The sequence below is a fragment of the Lysinibacillus parviboronicapiens genome, assembly GCF_003049575.1.
Taxonomy (GTDB): domain Bacteria; phylum Bacillota; class Bacilli; order Bacillales_A; family Planococcaceae; genus Lysinibacillus; species Lysinibacillus parviboronicapiens.
The window spans coordinates 1-19,590 of record NZ_PYWI01000022.1 but is presented as its reverse complement, the minus strand read 5'-3'; the positions used below and the strand labels follow the sequence as shown (position 1 = coordinate 19,590).

20 protein-coding genes are annotated in these 19,590 nt (G+C 35.8%); 7 read left to right on the top strand and 13 right to left on the bottom strand.

Annotated elements, in window-relative coordinates; all coding sequences use genetic code 11:
• Window positions 1-88: 88 nt before the first annotated feature.
• Together C9J35_RS16855 and C9J35_RS16850 are read right to left on the bottom strand one after the other, a co-directional pair.
• On the bottom strand, window positions 89-715 hold the full coding sequence (locus C9J35_RS16855) for an FMN-dependent NADH-azoreductase (protein ID WP_107925417.1): 627 nt from the start codon (window positions 713-715) through the stop codon (window positions 89-91).
• 230 nt (window positions 716-945) lie between these two features.
• The gene (locus C9J35_RS16850) at window positions 946-1,653 is read right to left on the bottom strand and encodes a DsbA family oxidoreductase (protein WP_107925415.1); all 708 of its coding nucleotides are present in this window, start codon (window positions 1,651-1,653) and stop codon (window positions 946-948) included.
• Window positions 1,654-1,780: 127 nt separating this feature from the next.
• On the opposite strand from C9J35_RS16850, the gene C9J35_RS16845 reads away from it, so the two are divergent.
• A complete protein-coding gene (locus tag C9J35_RS16845; protein ID WP_107925413.1) occupies window positions 1,781-3,160 on the top strand; it encodes an FAD-dependent oxidoreductase in 1,380 nt (459 codons plus the stop codon).
• Window positions 3,161-3,354: 194 nt separating this feature from the next.
• Here C9J35_RS16845 and C9J35_RS16840 read toward each other — a convergent pair whose 3' ends face one another.
• Complete coding sequence (locus tag C9J35_RS16840) at window positions 3,355-4,281, bottom strand: manganese-dependent inorganic pyrophosphatase (protein ID WP_107925411.1); 927 nt, start codon at window positions 4,279-4,281, stop codon at window positions 3,355-3,357.
• A gap of 356 nt (window positions 4,282-4,637) precedes the next feature.
• On the opposite strand from C9J35_RS16840, the gene C9J35_RS16835 reads away from it, so the two are divergent.
• Window positions 4,638-5,429 (top strand): GNAT family N-acetyltransferase, encoded by a 792-nt coding sequence (locus tag C9J35_RS16835; protein WP_235616344.1) that lies wholly within the window; start codon window positions 4,638-4,640, stop codon window positions 5,427-5,429.
• 266 nt (window positions 5,430-5,695) lie between these two features.
• Here C9J35_RS16835 and C9J35_RS16830 read toward each other — a convergent pair whose 3' ends face one another.
• Complete coding sequence (locus tag C9J35_RS16830; RefSeq protein ID WP_107925407.1) at window positions 5,696-6,562, bottom strand: MurR/RpiR family transcriptional regulator; 867 nt, start codon at window positions 6,560-6,562, stop codon at window positions 5,696-5,698.
• A 374-nt stretch (window positions 6,563-6,936) separates the two neighbouring features.
• Window positions 6,937-8,169: an MFS transporter gene (locus tag C9J35_RS16825; RefSeq protein ID WP_107925405.1), complete on the bottom strand. Its 1,233-nt coding sequence runs from the start codon at window positions 8,167-8,169 to the stop codon at window positions 6,937-6,939.
• A gap of 204 nt (window positions 8,170-8,373) precedes the next feature.
• Between C9J35_RS16825 and thrC the strand changes: the two genes are divergently transcribed.
• From thrC to C9J35_RS16810, 3 genes are read left to right on the top strand one after another with little or no spacing between them, the layout of a single operon-like run.
• Window positions 8,374-9,426 carry a threonine synthase gene (gene thrC, locus C9J35_RS16820; protein WP_107925403.1) on the top strand — a complete coding sequence of 351 codons (1,053 nt, stop codon included), beginning with the start codon at window positions 8,374-8,376 and terminating at the stop codon, window positions 9,424-9,426.
• Window positions 9,423-10,316, top strand: a complete 894-nt coding sequence (gene thrB, locus C9J35_RS16815; protein WP_107925401.1) for a homoserine kinase — start codon at window positions 9,423-9,425, stop codon at window positions 10,314-10,316. Before thrC ends, thrB begins: the two co-directional genes overlap by 4 nt.
• 54 nt (window positions 10,317-10,370) lie before the next feature.
• Window positions 10,371-11,036: a 2-hydroxy-3-keto-5-methylthiopentenyl-1-phosphate phosphatase gene (locus C9J35_RS16810; protein WP_107925399.1), complete on the top strand. Its 666-nt coding sequence runs from the start codon at window positions 10,371-10,373 to the stop codon at window positions 11,034-11,036.
• An 87-nt stretch (window positions 11,037-11,123) separates the two neighbouring features.
• Here C9J35_RS16810 and zupT read toward each other — a convergent pair whose 3' ends face one another.
• The 7 genes from zupT to C9J35_RS16775 form a co-directional block, all read right to left on the bottom strand.
• The gene (gene zupT / locus C9J35_RS16805) at window positions 11,124-11,933 is read right to left on the bottom strand and encodes a zinc transporter ZupT (protein ID WP_107925397.1); all 810 of its coding nucleotides are present in this window, start codon (window positions 11,931-11,933) and stop codon (window positions 11,124-11,126) included.
• Between the two features lie 171 nt (window positions 11,934-12,104).
• Window positions 12,105-12,713: a phosphatase PAP2 family protein gene (locus tag C9J35_RS16800; protein WP_107925395.1), complete on the bottom strand. Its 609-nt coding sequence runs from the start codon at window positions 12,711-12,713 to the stop codon at window positions 12,105-12,107.
• 277 nt (window positions 12,714-12,990) lie between these two features.
• Window positions 12,991-13,890 (bottom strand): hypothetical protein, encoded by a 900-nt coding sequence (locus C9J35_RS16795; protein WP_107925393.1) that lies wholly within the window; start codon window positions 13,888-13,890, stop codon window positions 12,991-12,993.
• 442 nt (window positions 13,891-14,332) lie between these two features.
• The gene (locus C9J35_RS16790) at window positions 14,333-14,947 is read right to left on the bottom strand and encodes a response regulator transcription factor (protein WP_235616347.1); all 615 of its coding nucleotides are present in this window, start codon (window positions 14,945-14,947) and stop codon (window positions 14,333-14,335) included.
• The gene (locus C9J35_RS16785) at window positions 14,931-17,234 is read right to left on the bottom strand and encodes an ATP-binding protein (RefSeq protein ID WP_235616343.1); all 2,304 of its coding nucleotides are present in this window, start codon (window positions 17,232-17,234) and stop codon (window positions 14,931-14,933) included. The genes C9J35_RS16790 and C9J35_RS16785 overlap by 17 nt, the downstream gene beginning before the upstream one ends.
• Window positions 17,225-17,383, bottom strand: a complete 159-nt coding sequence (comX, locus tag C9J35_RS16780) for a competence pheromone ComX (RefSeq protein WP_054768231.1) — start codon at window positions 17,381-17,383, stop codon at window positions 17,225-17,227. Before comX ends, C9J35_RS16785 begins: the two co-directional genes overlap by 10 nt.
• A gap of 11 nt (window positions 17,384-17,394) precedes the next feature.
• Entirely contained in the window at window positions 17,395-18,297 is a 903-nt protein-coding gene (locus C9J35_RS16775; protein ID WP_107925389.1) for a polyprenyl synthetase family protein, read from the bottom strand.
• Between the two features lie 507 nt (window positions 18,298-18,804).
• On the opposite strand from C9J35_RS16775, the gene C9J35_RS16765 reads away from it, so the two are divergent.
• Both C9J35_RS16765 and C9J35_RS16760 read left to right on the top strand, forming a co-directional pair.
• Complete coding sequence (locus tag C9J35_RS16765; RefSeq protein WP_054768229.1) at window positions 18,805-19,182, top strand: inorganic diphosphatase; 378 nt, start codon at window positions 18,805-18,807, stop codon at window positions 19,180-19,182.
• Window positions 19,183-19,226: 44 nt separating this feature from the next.
• Window positions 19,227-19,424, top strand: coding sequence for a hypothetical protein (locus tag C9J35_RS16760; protein WP_107925387.1), 198 nt, complete (start codon window positions 19,227-19,229; stop codon window positions 19,422-19,424).
• Between the two features lie 77 nt (window positions 19,425-19,501).
• On the opposite strand, the gene C9J35_RS24900 is transcribed toward C9J35_RS16760, so the two are convergent.
• Window positions 19,502-19,585, bottom strand: a complete 84-nt coding sequence (locus C9J35_RS24900; protein WP_369122299.1) for an IS3 family transposase — start codon at window positions 19,583-19,585, stop codon at window positions 19,502-19,504.
• Between the last annotated feature and the right edge of the window lie 5 nt (window positions 19,586-19,590).

The following is a 19,590-nucleotide window of genomic DNA, read 5'->3' as shown; positions in this document are numbered from 1 at the left end:
AGACCTTTATGCCCCCACCAGACCTCTAATGATTCAACAAAAAAAGTCCCCTCAAATTTGAGAGAACTTTTTAATAAAAAACAAATGATTATGCGTTTACAGTTTGTAGAGATTGTGCAACTTTTTTCACTGCTTCTAAACCATTTGCAATGATTTCTTGTGCTTTATCTTGTGATGCATTATGTCCTTCAATAATTACTTCTTCAATTATTTCCATACCAAATACGCCACCTACTACATTTTTAATGTAGTTCACAGACATTTCCATTGGTTGTGCTTCTGGTGATGAATAATAACCACCGCGAGCATTTAGAATTACTGCTTTCTTGTCAGTCATTAAGCTAACTAGTTGGCCGTTTTCGCCATATTTGAATGTGAAACCAGCTTGATATACATAATCAATGAAAGTTTGTAAAGTAGCTGGAATTGTTAAGTTCCAAAGCGGGAAAGCAAATACTACTACATCAGCAGCAGTTAATGCGTCCATTGCTTTTTGCTTGGCAGCTAAAATACGTGATTCAATATCCGTTAATTCTTCGCCGTTTTGTACTTTACCGAAAGCGTTGAATAGATCTTGACCGAAGTATGGCATATCTTCAGCAAATACGTCGAAAGTCGTTACATCTACGCCTTGTACATTTTCCATGAAAGTGTCATACATTTTTGTTGAAATACCGTCTGGACGGTTGTTTGCTTTTACTACTAATACGTTCATTATATAAATTCTCCCTTAGTTTTCTACCATTTTTATCTCGAATTCGAGATATATGAATATATTAAAAAATTTTTTCAAAAAAGTCAACGATAGTAGTCTCATACTTTTGACTGAGATGTAAAATTAGTAATGCCTTCTTTTACTTTACCGCATGCAAAAACACTCAGACTCCTGTTACTTGAGCCTAAGTATTTCTGCATCTAGTATAGCTTTACATCGTTAAGTAAAATTTAGAATTCGCAGCTTTCATCAGTACAAACCCCAGCATTTGAAGAGCCCTTCATCTGCAATCCTGGTTGTAAGCCTTCTTCTGCTGCTACTTTACGTAAAGTATCTTCAAAAACTTCCTGTGGTTGAGCACCGGAAATGCCATATTTTCTATTCACTACGAAAAATGGAACTCCACGTACACCAAGTTGAAGACCTTCTTGAATATCTTCCTCCACCTCAGTTGTAAAATCATCGCTAGAAAGAACATCGTCTACGTCCTCACGTTTTAGGCCAACTTGCTCAGCAATTTCCATTAATACGTCATCATGACTAATACGTTTCGCTTCGATAAAGTAGCCCTGTAATAAGGCCTCAACAAGTGCTGAATCTTTACCTTGTTGTTGTGCAAATTTCACAAGTCGATGAGCCTTTAACGTATTTTCTTCCATAAGCTTGTCAAAATTATAGTCCAGTCCTACTTCCTTAGCACGAGATGCTACACCTTGCGTCATTTCCTTCGCTTTTTCTATTGTCATACCATATTTTTTTGCTAACGATTCATACGTAGAAATATTCGTCTCCACTGGTGTTGTTGGATCAAGTTGATAACTTTTATAAACAAGCTCCACCTGATCTGCTAAGCCTGTGTCCCGAAGTGCCTTCTCTAATTGTTTTTTACCAATATAACAAAATGGGCAAACATAATCTGACCAAATTTCAATTTTCATAAATATACCTCCTCCTTTTGTAAACATTGTATAGACAGTGCACAGTTCTAAGCAATTTTTCTGCTTCATTGCATAAATTTTCAAATCAATCTCCATACTGAGCGTAAAAACAATGTGAGGGTTATGTATGACACAATCTCTTTGGCTTGCAACGAGCGAGTCTGTTTCCCTGCCATCTCTTACTGATTCTACTACGTGTGATGTTTGTATTATTGGTGGAGGTTTGACTGGACTATATACTGCCTATGTCTTAGCAAAAGCAGGTGTAGATGTGGTACTGCTTGAAGCAAACACCCACATCAGTCATGGTACGACTGGACATTCAACAGGCAAACTAACAGCACAGCATGGCTTATTATACGCCAATATTATGGAAAAGCTTTCTGTAGAAGAGGCGCGGCTCTATTATCAACTTAATCAACTTGCTGTTGAAAAAACATTACAGTTACTCCCTAAGGAATCCATCCAACAAGTTGATTCAATGCTTTATTGTCAAACGAAGGAAGGCTATAAACAATTATTAAATGAGTGGAATGCCTATAAAGTATTAAACATTAAGGCTAAAATCACCTCAGAAACAGAGCTACCCTTCGCTATTACAAAAGCATTGAGCATGTCGCACCAAGCACAAATAAATCCTGTGTCCGTTTGTAACTTTTTAGTAAAGAAGGCATTATCAATGGGTGCAAGATTGTATGCCAACACACGCGTCCAACAATTACGCCTAGCACAAAATGATTTACATACCGAAAATAATATGTCGGTTCAATATAATAAGCTTATTTTAGGTACGCACTATCCAATTGAAGCCTTCAAAGGTCTACAACTATTTAAGCTCTCAAATAGTCGCTCTTACATGGTCGCTAGCAAAATTTCAGACACTTTCCATGGTCAATATTTATCGGTCGATTTTCCTTCACGTTCTATTCGCACTACAACTATTAACGATGAACACTATATATTGCTTGGAGGCGCTAATCACACCGCTGGCCAAACAACAAATACCGAGCCTTTTTACGACGCTATACAAAATGAAATGAAAGAGCATTTTGAACAAGAACCTCTTTTTAGATGGTCAGCACAGGATATTGAAACGCCAGATATGGTGCCTTACGTTGGCAACATTTCGCACTCCACACCAAATGTCTTTATCGCGACTGGTTATAGAAAATGGGGAATCTCCAATTCCTTTGTGGCGGGAGATTTATTATCTTCACTTATTACGGGAGCAAAGGCTGAAGATGGCGCAACTGCACTTTATGCACCTACACGTACGAAATTTGGTGCTCAGTTTATGCAAATGTTAAAAGTTGGAGGTTTCGTAGCAAAGGAATTTGTAACAGGTTATGTCAAGCACGCTAACGCACCAACCTGTACACATTTAGGCTGTAAAACAAAATGGAATGACGCAGATGAAACATGGGATTGCCCTTGTCATGGCTCCCGCTTTAATGTCCAAGGGGAAGTCCTTGAGGGGCCTGCTGTCTTCCCATTAAAGCTAGAATAGCCAAAAGGGGTATCTCAAAAGTCAATTGAGACACCCCTTTTCTGCGCGAAAGCGAAGCATAACGAAGCGACAGCAGCACTTTTCTGTATCAAAAGCGTGTATCGAAAGCGTAGCGGCTGGCTAAAATCGCTTGTTTTCAATCAATATTACTATCAAAATTTCTTACTTTTGACTTATCGGACAACCCTTTTTGATTATTTCAATGCGTCTGTTAATACTGGCACGATTTGTTTTTTACGGGATACAACACCCGGTAGTATAACACGATTATTCACAAGCTCTGCCCCAAAACCTTTTGCTGCAGCTTCTGCCACTTGCCCAATCGCTACCGCTGTTGAATCATTGTTTAAAATATCCGTCACAACAAAGAAGAATAAATCTAAACCATTTTCAGCAACATTCTTGTTTAATAAAATTTCTAACTCTTCTTGACGTCCAAGCACATCCTCAACATCAACAGCGTTTACTTGCGCAACTACTGATTTATATTCACCAAATTGGAACTCTTTTGCGTCTAGAGATAAAAGATCTTCTAATGACTTATCTGAAAGGTCTGCGCCCGCTTTAAGCATTGCTAAACCATATTCTGCAACATTTACACCTGCAATGTTCGCTAGCTCTTCACCAGCTTTCACGTCCTGCTCTGTGCATGTAGGTGATTTGAATAAAAGTGTATCTGAAATAATTGCTGAAAGCATTAAGCCTGCAATGTTTGCAGGTACCTCTACGCTATTTTCTTTGAAAATTTTATTTAAGATTGTTGCTGTACAACCAACTGGCTCTGCACGGTAGTATAGGGGATCGGCTGTTTGGAAGTTTGCAATACGATGGTGGTCAATGACTTCTGTAATTTGTACTTCATCAATACCGTCCGCTGATTGTTGGAACTCATTGTGGTCTACAAGAATTACCTTTTCCGCTTCTCCTACTACGGATGTGATGAATCGTGGTGCTGCAAAGCCGAATTTGTCTAATGCAAATTGTGTTTCGTTGTTCAATTCACCAAGACGTACAGCCTCAGCATTCTCACCAATTTGTTGTTTTAAATATGCATATACAATAGCAGATGTAATTGTGTCTGTATCTGGATTTTTATGGCCAAAAACTAAAACTTTACTCATTGAAAATATTCCTCCTAAATGGCGATACCAATTTTATTTTTATTCTATCATACCTTTTAAAATAAAATTATATAAAGTAGAACTTTAATCGTGTTTTTCCATATGTATATTAGCTTATCTTAATCCGTTATGAAGAGATACTAAACTTTAGTATTTCTTTCTTTTTAATTGTTTAGCTATTTTTTACCATCCTTTATTTAACATTTAATATTGAAAACTGATTTTATATTGAAATTACTTCACTCAAATAGATATATAGTTGCGTTTTATTATTCAAGAAACCATAATTTTATGCTATCATCATGTAGTCTATATGTTAGGAAATACAGGAAATGGGGATTACAATGACGAAGAAGATGGAAAAAAAGTATATTCCTTTAGCAAGCTATTTTGAAGTAGCTTCGCAACAAGACATTACTTTATCCTTTAACGCACTAGAAAACATTATGGGGCAAGCCTTACCGAATGCTGCTTATTTAAATAAGAGCTGGTGGAAAAAAACAAAGCCTCCCCTCACTCATTATTTATCATGGACAAATGCAGGATATTATGTCATTGATGTCAAGCTCGGTACAAGTGTCACTTTCTCTCGCAATCAAGCGAAAGCCTCATCAAGCGATATTTCTGAAAATAATGAAAATCCTTCTGCATACATAATCAGAACAATTGAAGCGTCTGACGCTAGAGCATTTATTCTGTTACAAGAAGAAATCTTCCAGCAAACTGACTTTATGTATAATGAGCACAATGAGTTAGATTTGACAGTACAGCAGCTTCGTAAAAATTTAGCTTATTGGAAGCAACTAAAAAACCGCACTATTTTGTTGTGCGTTTTAAATGGTCTATTTGCGGGTTATGCCGTTATTCACGGCAGTAAACATTCTAAAGCCAAACATGTTGCTTCTGTTCGTCTGGCAGTCAAGGACGAGCATCAACAAAAGGGCATCGGCGCATCACTAATGAAAGCAATCGAAAAATGGTCAACACAGAGAGATATATCACGCTTAGAATTATCTGTTATGGAACACAATGACGTTGCCATCAATCTTTTTAAGAAGTTTAATTTTCAACATGAAGGCACCCGCCAAAATGCTATTAAACTAAACAACACTTTTTTCAATGAACATATTATGAGTAAGATGTTATAAACATTTTGTCGCAAGTCTCCAAAGGTCTGAAGTGCCGGCGGGGTCTTGCTTAAATCGTTTCACTTACGCTACACATACATATGCTTCTGTCGCGAATAACGATTAGGAATATCACATATTGTTTTTCTTTTATCGTTAAAAAAATTGCAAAGACATGCTCTAAATTACTGCTTAAGCATAGGCCCAACTCCTCTAATAAATCTACATTTTAAAAGCAAAAAACGCACAGAAAAGTAAATGCTACTTAAACTATGCGTAATACGCTATCAAAACACTTGCTTTTCTCTTGCAGCATCTAGGAATAATAAATTATTCTCTACTTGTTCATATGATTGCTGATGCTGCGTATATTGTTCTTTATCGTGACTAATCATTTCCTCTATCAATGCATGCATAAACGAAAACAGAACTGGCACAACGTCGAGTGAAGATTGATTCTTCATGCCAAGTGCAAATAGTGCACTTGCATAATCTCTTATTGGTGACAATGCTGATCCGGTAATGACAATAATTCTTACTTTTTTCATTTTTGCAATTTCAACAATTGTTTTTACATCATTCGTATGCTTATCACACGAAAAGACGATTAACGTCGTGCACTCACCCATACTGTTAATTTGTTGCACAATATCTTCTGAATCTGTACGTAGTTGTTTAACATTCGGTCGTAAGGTTTTCAACGTATAGGATAACCAGTTTGCAATAGAAGCAGATTGACGCGCACCCAGTATGTAAATAGTATCAGCTTCATGCATCCATTTTGAACTTTTCTGAAGCATATTATCGTTAATAAGATGAATGGTATCTTGAATATTTTGTATATCACGTTGCATGACCTTACTAAAGCTTGAATTCTTTTGTTTATTGGATGGATATGTAGCAGTAAGATGAGTTCCCTCATTTTGAGACATTAAGTAACTTCTAATTTCCTCTTGCAGCTCCACATAACCTGACAAATCCATGGCATAACAAAAACGGATCACTGTTGATTCACTCACATTAGCCTGTCTACCAACTTCAGCCGCACCATTGGCAATAACGACTGTCGGATTATCTGTTACAAACTGTGCAACCTTACGTTGCCCCTTTGACAATCTTACAAACTTTCTTTTTATATGTTCATTTATACTCATTCCTAACAACCTTTCTTTCAAAGAAATTATCACGAATGGAGATTGTTCCCTACTGACTCTAAATTCGATTAAAAATACAGTATCATGATTGCTATTTGAATACAATGACTTTTCAGAAAAATCTTTAATGCTTTAAATCACTAATACAGTAGTTCGTAATAAAATGACATAAATTCGCTATATTTTCATTATCCATAGTTTCTTTATCAACTTAGTTCCTAGGGTGAAAGTTTATACTGATTTTTCATTTTAACAGATTTACAACAAAGGTGTATATTAATTAATAAAAGTTTATTTTTATGTATTCATAAAGCAAATTATGTATAAAAAATGTCTTGAATTCTTAGTGAATTCAAGACATTACTATCTTTTTGTTATTCTAATTCTGTTTGTTTTGTTTCAGTGCCTAACAAGATTACGCCAATAACACCAATAATAATTGCTCCACAGAAAATAGCAAAGATAAAGCCAATGTCATAACCAGCAGTTAACAGTGAACCAACTAATAGGGGACCAAAAATACCACCAATTCGTCCTACTGCCGCGGCCATCCCAGCACCTGTGCCACGAATAATAGCTGGATACTGTTCTGGTGTGTAAGCATATAACGCACCCCATGCTCCTAAGTTAAAGAATGATAAAAACATGCCTGATGTTAGTAGCACTGCCATTGTTTCTGCATTACCAAAAATGAAAGCACTTACAGCTGTCCCAATTAAATAGGAAACAAGTACAAACTTTCGACCAAATTTTTCTATGAACCACGCTGCTGTAAAATAGCCTGGTAGTTGAGCTAGTGTCATAATGAGGACATATTTAAAGCTTGTAATCATGTCAAAGCCTTTTCCAACCATTACGCTAGGTAGCCATAAGAACATTCCATAATATGAAAATACAACAGTAAACCATAACACCCATAACATCAATGTAGCGCGTGCATATTTTTTCGACCAGACATCACGAATATTTTGGAGAATGCTCCGTTTCTTAGATTCAACCTTTACTGTAAACTGTGGTGAATCTGGTAAATGCCAACGAAGATAAATTGCATACACCGCAGGTATTGCAGTTAATAATAATGCTACACGCCAGCCCCATGTAGGTATGACAAAATAAGAAATAAGTGCAGCAATTAACCATCCTGCAGCCCAGAAACTTTCAAGTAATACGACCACTCTGCCACGTTCTTTCGCTTCTACGCTCTCTGATACAAGTGTCGATGCGACTGGTAATTCTCCACCAAGCCCCATACCTACTAAGAAACGTAAAGCCATAAAAGCAACAAGTGTTGTTGTAAATGCAGACAAACCACTTGCAATCGAAAATAACACAAGGGTCCACATAAATATTTTCTTGCGCCCTACTTTATCGGCAAAAACACCGAAAACGAGTGCACCAACAGCCATACCAATGGAGTTTACGCTTCCAATCCAACCCATTTGGCTAGAATTTAAACCCCAATCTACAGCTAAGGCTGCAATGACGAATGATAATATCCCGACGTCCATTGCATCGAAAAGCCAACCGACACCTGCTACGCCCAAAAGCTTATTTCGCGAAATAGACTGCTGTGGCTGCTTATTAGTTGTTACTGTATTTGTTGTCATTTTAATCACCTGTCTTTACAATTGACTTTACATCATGAGTTTACTATACAGTTGTTTCAAATAAGTGACAAGTAAAATTCAAATGACCGAATTGTTTAGACAATTTCTGAATTGCTATTGAAAACATAGGGCGATTTGCGTTAAAATGTCTTTTATACAAAAACAACTGTTCTTCCTATAAGAACAAAAGGAGATCGTACCGTTATGTGGAAAGGCCTTATTGAAGAATATAAACAATTTTTACCCGTAACAGAAAATACACCTGCACTAACTTTAAACGAAGGCAATACGCCTCTTATACATTTAGTCAATCTATCTAAAAAACTTGGCATTGAGCTTTATGGTAAAATTGAAGGTGCAAATCCAACTGGCTCTTTTAAAGACCGTGGTATGGTATTTGCAGTCGCAAAAGCTATTGAAGACGGTAGCAAATGCGTCATTTGCGCATCTACTGGTAACACTTCTGCCGCTGCTGCTGCTTATGCAACGCGTGCCGGTATCCAATCAATTGTTGTTATTCCAAAAGGAAAAGTTGCGCTTGGTAAATTAGCACAAGCAACAATGTACGGGGCAAAAATTATTGAAATCGACGGTAACTTTGACGACGCATTAAATATTGTGCGCCAAGTGAGTGAAACTACACCAGTCGCACTAGTAAATTCAGTGAATCCTTACCGTATCGAAGGTCAAAAAACGGCTTCATTTGAAATCGTAGACGCTTTAGGAGCTGCACCAGACTATCTATGCATTCCAGTCGGTAACGCAGGGAATATTACGGCTTACTGGAAAGGCTTTAAAGAGTATAACGATGCGAAAAGCTCTGGCTTACCAAAAATGTACGGATTCGAAGCTGAGGGTGCTGCAGCGATTGTAAAAGGAGAGCCTATTGCGAATCCAGAAACAGTAGCAACAGCCATCCGTATTGGTAATCCTGCAAGTTGGAAATATGCTGAAGCAGCACGTGATGAATCTGGTGGCATTATTGACTCTGTAACAGATGAAGAAATTTTAGCAGCTTACAAACTAATTGCTGGAACTGAAGGAATCTTTGTTGAGCCTGGATCAGCAGCATCATTAGCTGGTGTCATCAAATCAGTTGAAAATGGCAAGATTGCACAAGGCTCTAAAGTTGTCACAGTCTTTACTGGTAATGGCTTAAAAGATCCTGACACTGCCATGAACGTATCAACAGTGGATGTTGTATCTCTTAAAAATGATGAAGAAGAAATTCGTAAATATATCGAGGGCGTACTATGAGAAAAAAGTGGCAAATCTCAGTTCCTGGAAGCACAGCCAATTTAGGCCCTGGCTTTGACTCAATCGGACTTGGCTTGTCTCTTTATTTAAAGCTAGATGTTTCTCTACAGGATAGTTGGGAAATCATACATCTTGATGATAACGGTCCTAGTGAGTTTGAGCTCGAACAACATTTACTATACGTTATTGCAAAAAAGATTGCTGATCAATATGGTAAGGAGCTTCCTTCTTGCCGTGTTGCACTGTCGAGTGAACTTCCATTAGCACGTGGTTTGGGAAGTAGTGCTGCTGTTATCGTTGCAGGTATCGAGCTTGCCAACCAAATATGCGAACTAGGGTTAACAGTCCAAGAAAAATTGAATTTATCTTCTCAAATTGAAGGACATCCAGATAATGCAACCGCCTCTGTATTGGGCGGTTTAACAATCTCTTCGATGGATGAAAACGGTATTGTAGATACATTCCATGTAAACGATATTGAGGCTTCGTTCGTCGTATTTGTGCCTAATGTTGAACTAAAGACAAGCGAATCTCGGTCCGTATTACCAGAGCAATTTGAGCGAGCGTATGCAGTACATGCATCGGCAAATGCAAATATGCTTGCAGCTTCATTAATGGCACGCGATTTTGAACGTGCAGGTCGTTATATGGAAGCTGATTTATTCCATGAGCCTTTTCGCTCAACATTAATACCTCAATATGCAGAAATCCGTGCGGCTGCCAAAGTATATGGCGCATACGGTACAGCGCTAAGTGGTGCAGGTCCGACCCTGATTTCTATCATTCCCACGACTATTGCCGAAGACTTTGTTACAGCAATGGCCGTAAAATTTCCTGAACACCATATTATCCTAACTAAAGCCGATGAGTATGGTGTACAAGTAATATGATTTAAAACGTCTACTCCCTAGCAGTAGGCGTTTTTTCTTGAAGGAGGAAATATTTTGAAACCAATTATTTTCTGTGATTTTGATGGTACTATCACAGCAACTGATAATATCGTCTCCCTTATGACACATTTTGTTCCAGAAGAATCAGAAAAAATTGCTAAAGCAATGATGGCACAGACGATTACCTTTAAAGAAGGTGTCACAGCTATGTTTGAGCTACTATCCACTACTCAAAAAGACGATGTTATTCAATATTTATTAGATACAGCTGTCATTCGTGAAGGCTTTGGTGAATTTGTTCACTATGCACACGAACATGCTATTCCATTTTACGTTGTTAGTGGCGGCGTAGATTTTTTCATAGAGCCGATGCTAGAAAAGTTCGGTCCATTTTCAGGTGTTTATTGTAACAGTGCGGATTTTTCAGAGAAGCAAATCACACTGATCTATCCAAACAGTTGTGATGAGGAATGTGCCAAGTATGAGAGTCAAGGCTGTGGTTGTTGTAAGCCAACAGTCATGCGGAAAGTTGCGCACAACGATCATTTCAAAATCGTTATTGGTGATTCAATCTCTGATTTTGAGGCAGCTAAACAAGCTGATTTAGTCCTTGCCCGGGATCATCTAATTACGCGTTGTGAAGATTTACATATTTCACACAAGCCCTTTGAAACTTTCTATGACTGCTTAGAAGCCATAAAAGAGCTTGTAGAGGCTTAAAAAAGGAATCTAGCTGGATTGGCTAGATTCCTTTTACTTTTACTATATCCTTAAACGGTAAACACCCATTAATTTTCAAGTATTGGTTTATGCTAGTAATACTAAGCTAACAGCCATTACAGCCATTCCTGCTACCAAGCCATACATCGATAAATGTGTTTCATCGTATCTTTGTGCAGCGGGCAGTAATTCATCCAGTGATATAAATACCATGATCCCTGCAACTCCTGCAAATACAATTCCAAACATAACATCAGTTAAAAAAGGCATTAATAGTAAGAACGCCACTAGAGCACCTACAGGCTCTGCCAACCCTGATAAAAAAGATAGCTTAAATGCTTTTTTACGGTTTCCTGTTGCAAAGAAAATCGGCACTGATACTGCGATTCCCTCAGGAATATTATGAATCGCTACAGCTATCGCAATAGCAATTCCGACATTAGGATCATTTATGGCAGACATAAATGTGGCAATACCCTCTGGGAAGTTATGAATCCCTATCGCAAGTGCGGTAAATAGCCCCATCTTCATTAAATGATCTTCGTCGACCTGAGGTTTTATGGCATTTACATCCTCAACTAGTTTCACTTCATGTGGATTTGTAGCTTTCGGAATAAACTTATCAATTAATGCAATAAATAACATCCCACCAAAAAAGCCTGCTATTGTCATCCAATAACCATTGGTTGTACCTAATGCATTCGTTAAAGCATCCTTGGCCTTCACAAAAATTTCAACAAGCGATACGTATATCATAACCCCTGCTGAAAAACCAAGCGCTACTGATAAAAATTTTGTATTTGTTCTCGATGTGAAAAACGCTATTAAACTACCTACACCTGTTGCTAGTCCGGCAAAAAGAGTTAACCCTAATGCCAATAATACATTACCTTCCATTCCCTTCTTCCTTTTCCCTTTTTGTTATTGTACTCATCTTAACGTAGAAGTTTCCTATGTGCAATTCTTTTTTACTAGGCTAATATTAAACAACTAAGCATACCTTATATTACTAAACAAAAAAGCAGCACTCTATTCCCTACGAATAAAGTACTGCTTTCTAGTTATTTGCTACTCATTATCTTTTTCTATTCTTCGCTTACGTCGTTCATACCAAATAACACAAATGATGAACCACGTAAAACCGACGCTCCATCCTGCCAGTACATCCGACGCAAAATGACGAGCTCCTGCTACACGTGACATACCGATAAGTATCGTTAGCACAATCGCCACATTCCACAATTGTACTTTACGAACCTTCCTATTATTTTCCGCTAATATATAAGCAGTTGCAAACAAATATAGGATGCCTGTCATGGCATGTCCAGAAGGAAAACTAAAGGAAGTTAATTGATCTTCAATTTCAGGTCGTGGTCGTTGCACCCACTTTTTCAATAATTGGTTTAGTACATTTCCAGCTGCAAATGTTAGTAGAATAAAAACCAAACCACGGTAATTTTTCATCTGCCAAGCTAGATACACCATTAACACAATCGCTACACAAACTACAAATATAGGCTCACCGATATAATGAAAAACTTCAATTAAACGATTGCCCAATAAAATATCTGCCATTTTGGCATCGAAGTTTTCTATAGTTTTACTTTGATAACTAGCATGTAAAACAAAAAAGAAAAAAAGTGTTAAAACTGCCAATGGATATGCCCATTTTTTCATAATTGCTTTCACCTCAAAACACACTCTATATATTTTCACATCATATCATATATACGTGCAATTAGAGGTAATAAACAAAATTCTTCAAGCGCTTCTTGACATAACAACATCAGTTTGCACTCTTTACTTGTGCAATTACAATTGTTTCTTCATCCGGTTTATGGAAATAATTTGATAGTGCTAGTGCAACAATAAATAAAATCACAATTATAGGTAGTATTTTTTTAAACAACATAAACACTTCCTTATCATACAGAGTTTTTTGGCCCATAGTCGATTACTTTAATAATACAGGATCAAATAACCAATCTTTTGGACCGAAATTGCGGTCCTTTTCTCCCTTCACTTCTCGAGATATATTATTATTGATAATTAATTCTCTGAACCTTCTACTGAATAATGTTTTTCTGTAAAGATATCTGCCATCATGGCTCCACTCAGCTGAAAAGAATACATCTCCCTGTAAGTTCGTTATATCTTTTCGATTATAACTATCAGGGCCGTTGATAACACCACTCAATCCGCATCGACATGGTGGTTGTTCTGTCGCAAAATACAATTTAACTCTTTCTGAGCTACATGTCGGAAGCATTTGTTTTGGTATTATTTGATAGGCAGGCTGCTTTCCTAGTTGTGGTCCTTGATGGATTACCTCCAGAAGATCGTAACCTTCTATGTTCTCTTGTTTCATTAAAGTCACCAATTTCTCTGAAGCTACCCAATAACCGCTTACATGTACTAGATGACGATCCTCTATTTTGGATGTATCAATAACTAATGGCGAAAGTTGTTCTTTTTCCATTAGGCCACAATGCTGACAATATGTGCTTATAGAAAATAAGGTTCCTCTGTCATCCAAAAACATTTCTGGTGAGTTTCCTGTCGAATTTAACGTAAATAATAATGCTTGCTCGTATTCGCTATCTGAAAAGTCGAAGTAAAATCGTTCCCCTATTGAAACAATACCTAATTCATGTTCTAAAGATTTATATAAATCTGCCACCTGTTCATACGTTACATCTTCATTTAATGTAAATATTGGATTAAAGGATGCTTTTAAATTTCTTTTTCTTATTTCCGGCGCACCTATAAAAATACCATAGCGATTATAAACTTTAATGACCTGATCTTGACTAGATTCATCTATAGAAAATAAATTTTCAAGTTCTACTTTCAAAATATACGCCTACCTTTATATAAAGTTTTATCGTGAAGTATGTTTCTAGCTAGTAACATTTTTAGGTAATCTAACATAGTCTACTTTATTCATAGATAGCCAGGCAGCTTATTTTAAACGAAAATCTCATCTTGTATTATTACCCACTACAGCAAATTTACTTAACCACGATTATCTTAAGCGTAACAGCACTTATACCGACATTTCAACGTCGGGTTTACGCCAATTTTTTGGCGGACATTGGAGGTTTTTTTGGCGTGAATTGGCGGGCTAAAGAAAAACACCGCCAAAATTTGGCGGTGTTTTTTAATATATATAGGTATTATATAACGCTTATTTGTTTTATTTACCCAAAGGAAAATATAGTTATTTATTTGGAATAAATTGAAGAACATTAATTTGAAAAATATCCCATTTATGAATATTGTAGCATATTAAAATACTAGAGTAAATTCATTCTTTCTGCAAGGTCTACAGCTTCTGTACGAGAATCTACATTTAATAAAGTAAACAATTGTGTTAAATATCTCTCAGTTGTACGCTGCGGAATATTTAATTCTATCGCAATGGCTCTATTCGTATGTCCCTCTGCAATGAGTCTTAATATTTTCTTTTCTTTTTCATTTAAATGAATATCAAGTTTTGCATCCTGTAATTTAAATCGATTATCTAGGAAATCTAAGAAATTAATAGGAAGAACAATTTCACCATTGCCGATTGCACGTACAGTCCGCAAGATTTGATCCTTAGAAGCTGTTTTAGCTAATATCCCTTCTATTTTCCGCTCTAAGATAAGTGAATAGTAATCCGTTATGTCGTCTCCCGTATAAAGAATAATCGAAGCATTTGATTGTATCGCTTTAATATTTCGTGCTAAGGTAATGCCATTTTCTAGTGGCATGTTTATATCAATCAAATAGATATGATAAGGCATTACTTTAATTCTCTGCAGTACACATGTAGCATCGCTTTCTGTGTCAACGACGATATCGTCATCTTCTTTAAATAAATTTTTCGTTCCCTCTAAAACTATAGGGTGATCATCCACTATGAGCATCGTAATCAAGTGTGTCACTTCCTTCTTTTACTGTTATCCGAATGGACATCCCTTCATTGATATTTGAAGTTATATAAAAATGACCATTAAAGGCTTTTACGCGTTCCTGCATACCCTTTATTCCCATGGAATCAGTTTGTCTAATGTCTCCCACATTACACCCCACACCATCATCATTGTAGATAATTTCAAACCCATCTGTCATTTCTTGGAGGTGAATTTCAACTATCGTTGCATAGGAGTGCTTTAACGCATTGTTAAGTAGTTCCTGAAAAAGTCGGTAAATCATTAAATTCATACGTTCATCCTCTAGATAGAGGCGATCAATTGTATAAATTAAATCATAATTGGACCTTTCTGCTACTTTACGAATTAGCTTCTCTAGTGCAGCATTCAGCCCTAATGTATCCAATAATGGTGGCTTCAAATTTTCACAATATGCTCTTAAATCGTGCAAGGATGTTACCATTTGTTCATGAATCTTTGCAAGCTCTTGTTGAATATCATTGGTATCTTTCGCATGAATAAGTACATTAACTTCTCTGGCAATATGAAGTTGTTCTTGTAGATTTGTATCATGTAATTCTTGAGCCAATTGATATTTTTCTTCTTCAAATCTTAACCATAAAAGCTTGTTTAGCCAAGGTAGTTGACCATCATCTGCTTGCTTCATATGTTTTAGTTCCTCTAACAGTTCTTCCACCAGCTTTGTATTCTCAATAAAGTTATTTACATATAATAGTAGCAATTCAAGCCACAAAAGTTCTTCATCTTTTAGATGAATTGAATTGTTATGTCCTAAAACTAAGACCCTTTTACAATGAGCATCTTGGTGGAGGAAGGCTAGATAAACTGTGTCAACTTTGCGTATTTCTCCTAACCTTAAATCTTCCATTAAGTCTGGATTAACAGGAATTTTCCCCTCAACCATTGAAGTAATTTGATTGGTATCATACTCATAGGTTAATACATATACTTGCTCAAGTTCGAGATGTAATGACACCTCTTGAGCGAATTTCTCTAAAAGTTCTTCTATTCTAATTGTTTTTCCTATCTTATCTACAGCTGTGTACAACTGATGAATATAATCTCCCTTTGTTGAAAATAATATTTTACGCTTTCGATAATCTACTTTCTCTTTTATGTAAAACAGGATAATTAACGATATGAACGTAAAGAAGAAAATCCCCGATAAAACAGTTAAAGATAATAACTTATCCGTAATCCAATAAAGCCCAAAAATAAACCAAAGAGTAAATATAAGCGAAAAGATAATATAATAGCGAAGCCGTGAAATGTGATATTCTATATCAAAAAGGCGCTCCGTCAGTTGCGAAAAAATAAAACTAAATGGAATTAGTAATAAAAATAAAGCACTTACCTCAGCTGAAAGTATAAATTGATGAAACAAGAGATTAGGCAATGCATACAAAAACAGAAATGGTAAAAACGGAATCATTAAACTAATTAATAATATTTTTAATTGTGGTGTTTTATATTTTATATAGCTTAGTAATAAAATACTAAGAATTAATAAGAGTAAGATGAAGAAACATGCTAATACAATATTAGAAAGTAAAATACCAGTAGAAGGATAGATAATGCCGATTATGCTAAATAATATAGCAATTACGGGTACAATATAGAATAGTTTAATGTTATTAGCGAACAGCCAATTAGTCTTTAAAAAAGAAAAATAATTTTTCATGAAATTTAGTAATACTACTAAACAAAGTATCATGCTACTACGATTAACAATAATCCCTATTTTATTCAAACCACCAGATGCGCCAATACTAACATAAGCCAAAGAAACGAAGAGCATAAATAAGATGAGCAAACTTAAAAGTGGTGTGTTTTTTTGTTTATAATGCAAATAAAAAGCGATAATTAAGGTTAAAAGGAAATAGCATAAAGGAATTATTAATAAATAATAAATTTGCTCAGGTATATCAAAATTACTTATTTGTACTTCTATGATTTGACCATTGGGCTTCAAAATCGTTAATGCATTTGCAGCGCGGACTATATTATCATATTTTACATTTGGGACATCATCTATTCGCACATCATTTACTTTTAAAATAACATCCCCTGTTGATATATCGTTCCCATTGGCCCATTGTTTATAGTATGGGTCTACTATGATCCAACGTTCATTATCTTCTTTTACCTCTAAACCCAAATAAGGCGTGCTATAAGTAACATAAAGTAGATAAAAACCCAATACTAAATAAATACTTATAACAAGCCAAAAATATTTCTTTATAATATCTATTAACTCCAAAGACCGTTTTCCACACATAATTCATCTTCAAAAGACTCTAAAATTGCCTTTTGTTCAATTGCAGAAATTCCGATTAATGAGGCTTTGTGTTCGATTAATAGCGCAACTAGGGATGGGTTTTTTTCTAGATACTGAATAACATTAAGCATACATTCTCTCCTCATTTCATTAGTTTTTTTAAGTACTCTTTACTGGCATTACTCAAAGCTACACTTTCGAGATCAGATAACGCCTTATGTTTATATATATTTTTAATTGACATTGCATAGCGGATAGCACCACCCGCTGTCAGCTCTTTTTCTATAGCATTATTATCTAAAATTGTAACTATATCACCATTATAATAGTTCCTAACTGATTTCGAAACATTATTTTCCTTTGATAAAAGATAAATAATAGGTAATGAATACTTTTTATTTAAAAGATCATTTTTTCGTCCCCATGTTTTCAAACTTTGAATATCGTTCTTAATTTGCTGGATAATGCCTATATATTTGCCATATTCCTCAACTTGTGTAGACACTATACCTTTTGCAAGCGCTTCCCCAATTAAACAACTCATCCCCGTCAATGAACCTGATTTCTGCTCAATCATCTGTAAATACGATTGCTCTTCACAGCAACCATTGAGTAAATCTAGCTGTTGACCATTTATACTGAGCAAAGCATACTTCTCAAGGGTTTCTACAGCTAAACCTCTATGCCTAAAGGAAGTCTCTCGGATATTTTTGGAAGCCATAACAAGCATAGCTATTGCAATATTTAACGATAGCTCAGGTGTATTGCTCCAACTATAGTCTGCATCCTTATCTTGTAAGTCATCGATAATATCATAAGACAGTATAAGTAGCTCAATAGCTGCTGCAACCTTGTAAATGTCCTCATTCAAACAATCAGTAAATGCTTCATAGTGCAAAATACATAGTTTACCAAAAGTATAACCAACTATTTTTTTCTCTTCTTTAAAGTTCTTTAGCATTGCCCTTAATTCCATGCCTATCAACGTCTCTGATTCAATAAGAATGTCCAATGATTCATTGATTTGATTATCTAACCACTCCAATAGTCCTCTCCTCCGTCGAATGTATTAATAAATATTATATAGAGTATTGGCAATTAATACTATGAATCTTTGGATAATTTTTGTGCTTTTCTTTTTCCAGGTGGTTAATTTGAACTGTTGCCTTTTCAATCTTATTTTTATCTTCGCAATACATTTTCTTTAAAATGGCGGGATTAGCTTCGTGCCCGCCAATTCGCGCCACAAAAACACCCATGTCCGCCAGAAAAGTGGCGGAAACTCACCATTGAAATGTCAAACTTCAAAATGATAGGATTAAATTAACTCATATGATAAATAATGTTATTATATCAAATAAATAAAGGATAAAAATACCTTTTATCTTAAGTGTTGGATAATAAAAGCTTTAAAAGAAACAGATAAAATATGTATGTAAATAATTTTTCTTTAGTGTTTTTAAAACTGATAGCAACTTATCCCCTTTGCCTTTCTCAAGTTTTACACTTTAGTTTAGTCACCAATAATAAGACTACTTAAAGGAGGTTTTCTATGATAATGAATTATCTTTATACACAGGTAAAAGTAAAGGTAGACAGACCTTTAGGTTCAAAACATCCTAAATATAACTTTGTTTACCTTGTTAATTACGGCTTTATCCCGAATACTATTGCTCGAGACGGAGGAGGGATAGATGCATATATCCTCGGTGAATTTGAACCGCTAGAGACCTATGAAGGGAAAGTAATAGCGGTTATTAAAAGAAGGGATGATATTGAAGACAAGCTTGTTGTTTCAAACCGATTTTATACGACTGAACAAATTTGTGCTTTAATTGAATTTCAAGAAAGGTTCTTTTCAGCTCAGATAATTACGGAATTCAATCTAGGCATTAGCATTTCTCAACCTTCTAACAAACTCCACCATTAAACATGTGCATAACCATACTCATAGGGAAGGGAAAGGGAAAGCAAATGATTGTAAATCTAAAGAAGAATTTTTTAATCATCGGTTTATTAACCTTTATCGGTGTGATGCTGGGCTTATACATTAACACCTACTTTGTTCATAAAGAAATTATGCATATGACCAATACATGCTTTGAAAATAAGGGCGTTCCAACAGTAAGCAAAGGGTTTTTGTCGATTTCTTGGTCACTTACTTGTAAATAGGGTCTAATAGTAAAATAAAAACGCCCTGACAAATTGGTCTGGACTTACCCCTGTCAAGTAGACAGCTATAAAAAAGACTAAACAGCCATCTGGTGTCGATATTCTATCGGTGCCAGATGGTTGAGCCGTTTTTGGAAGCGTTGGTAGTTATAAAAGTAAATATATT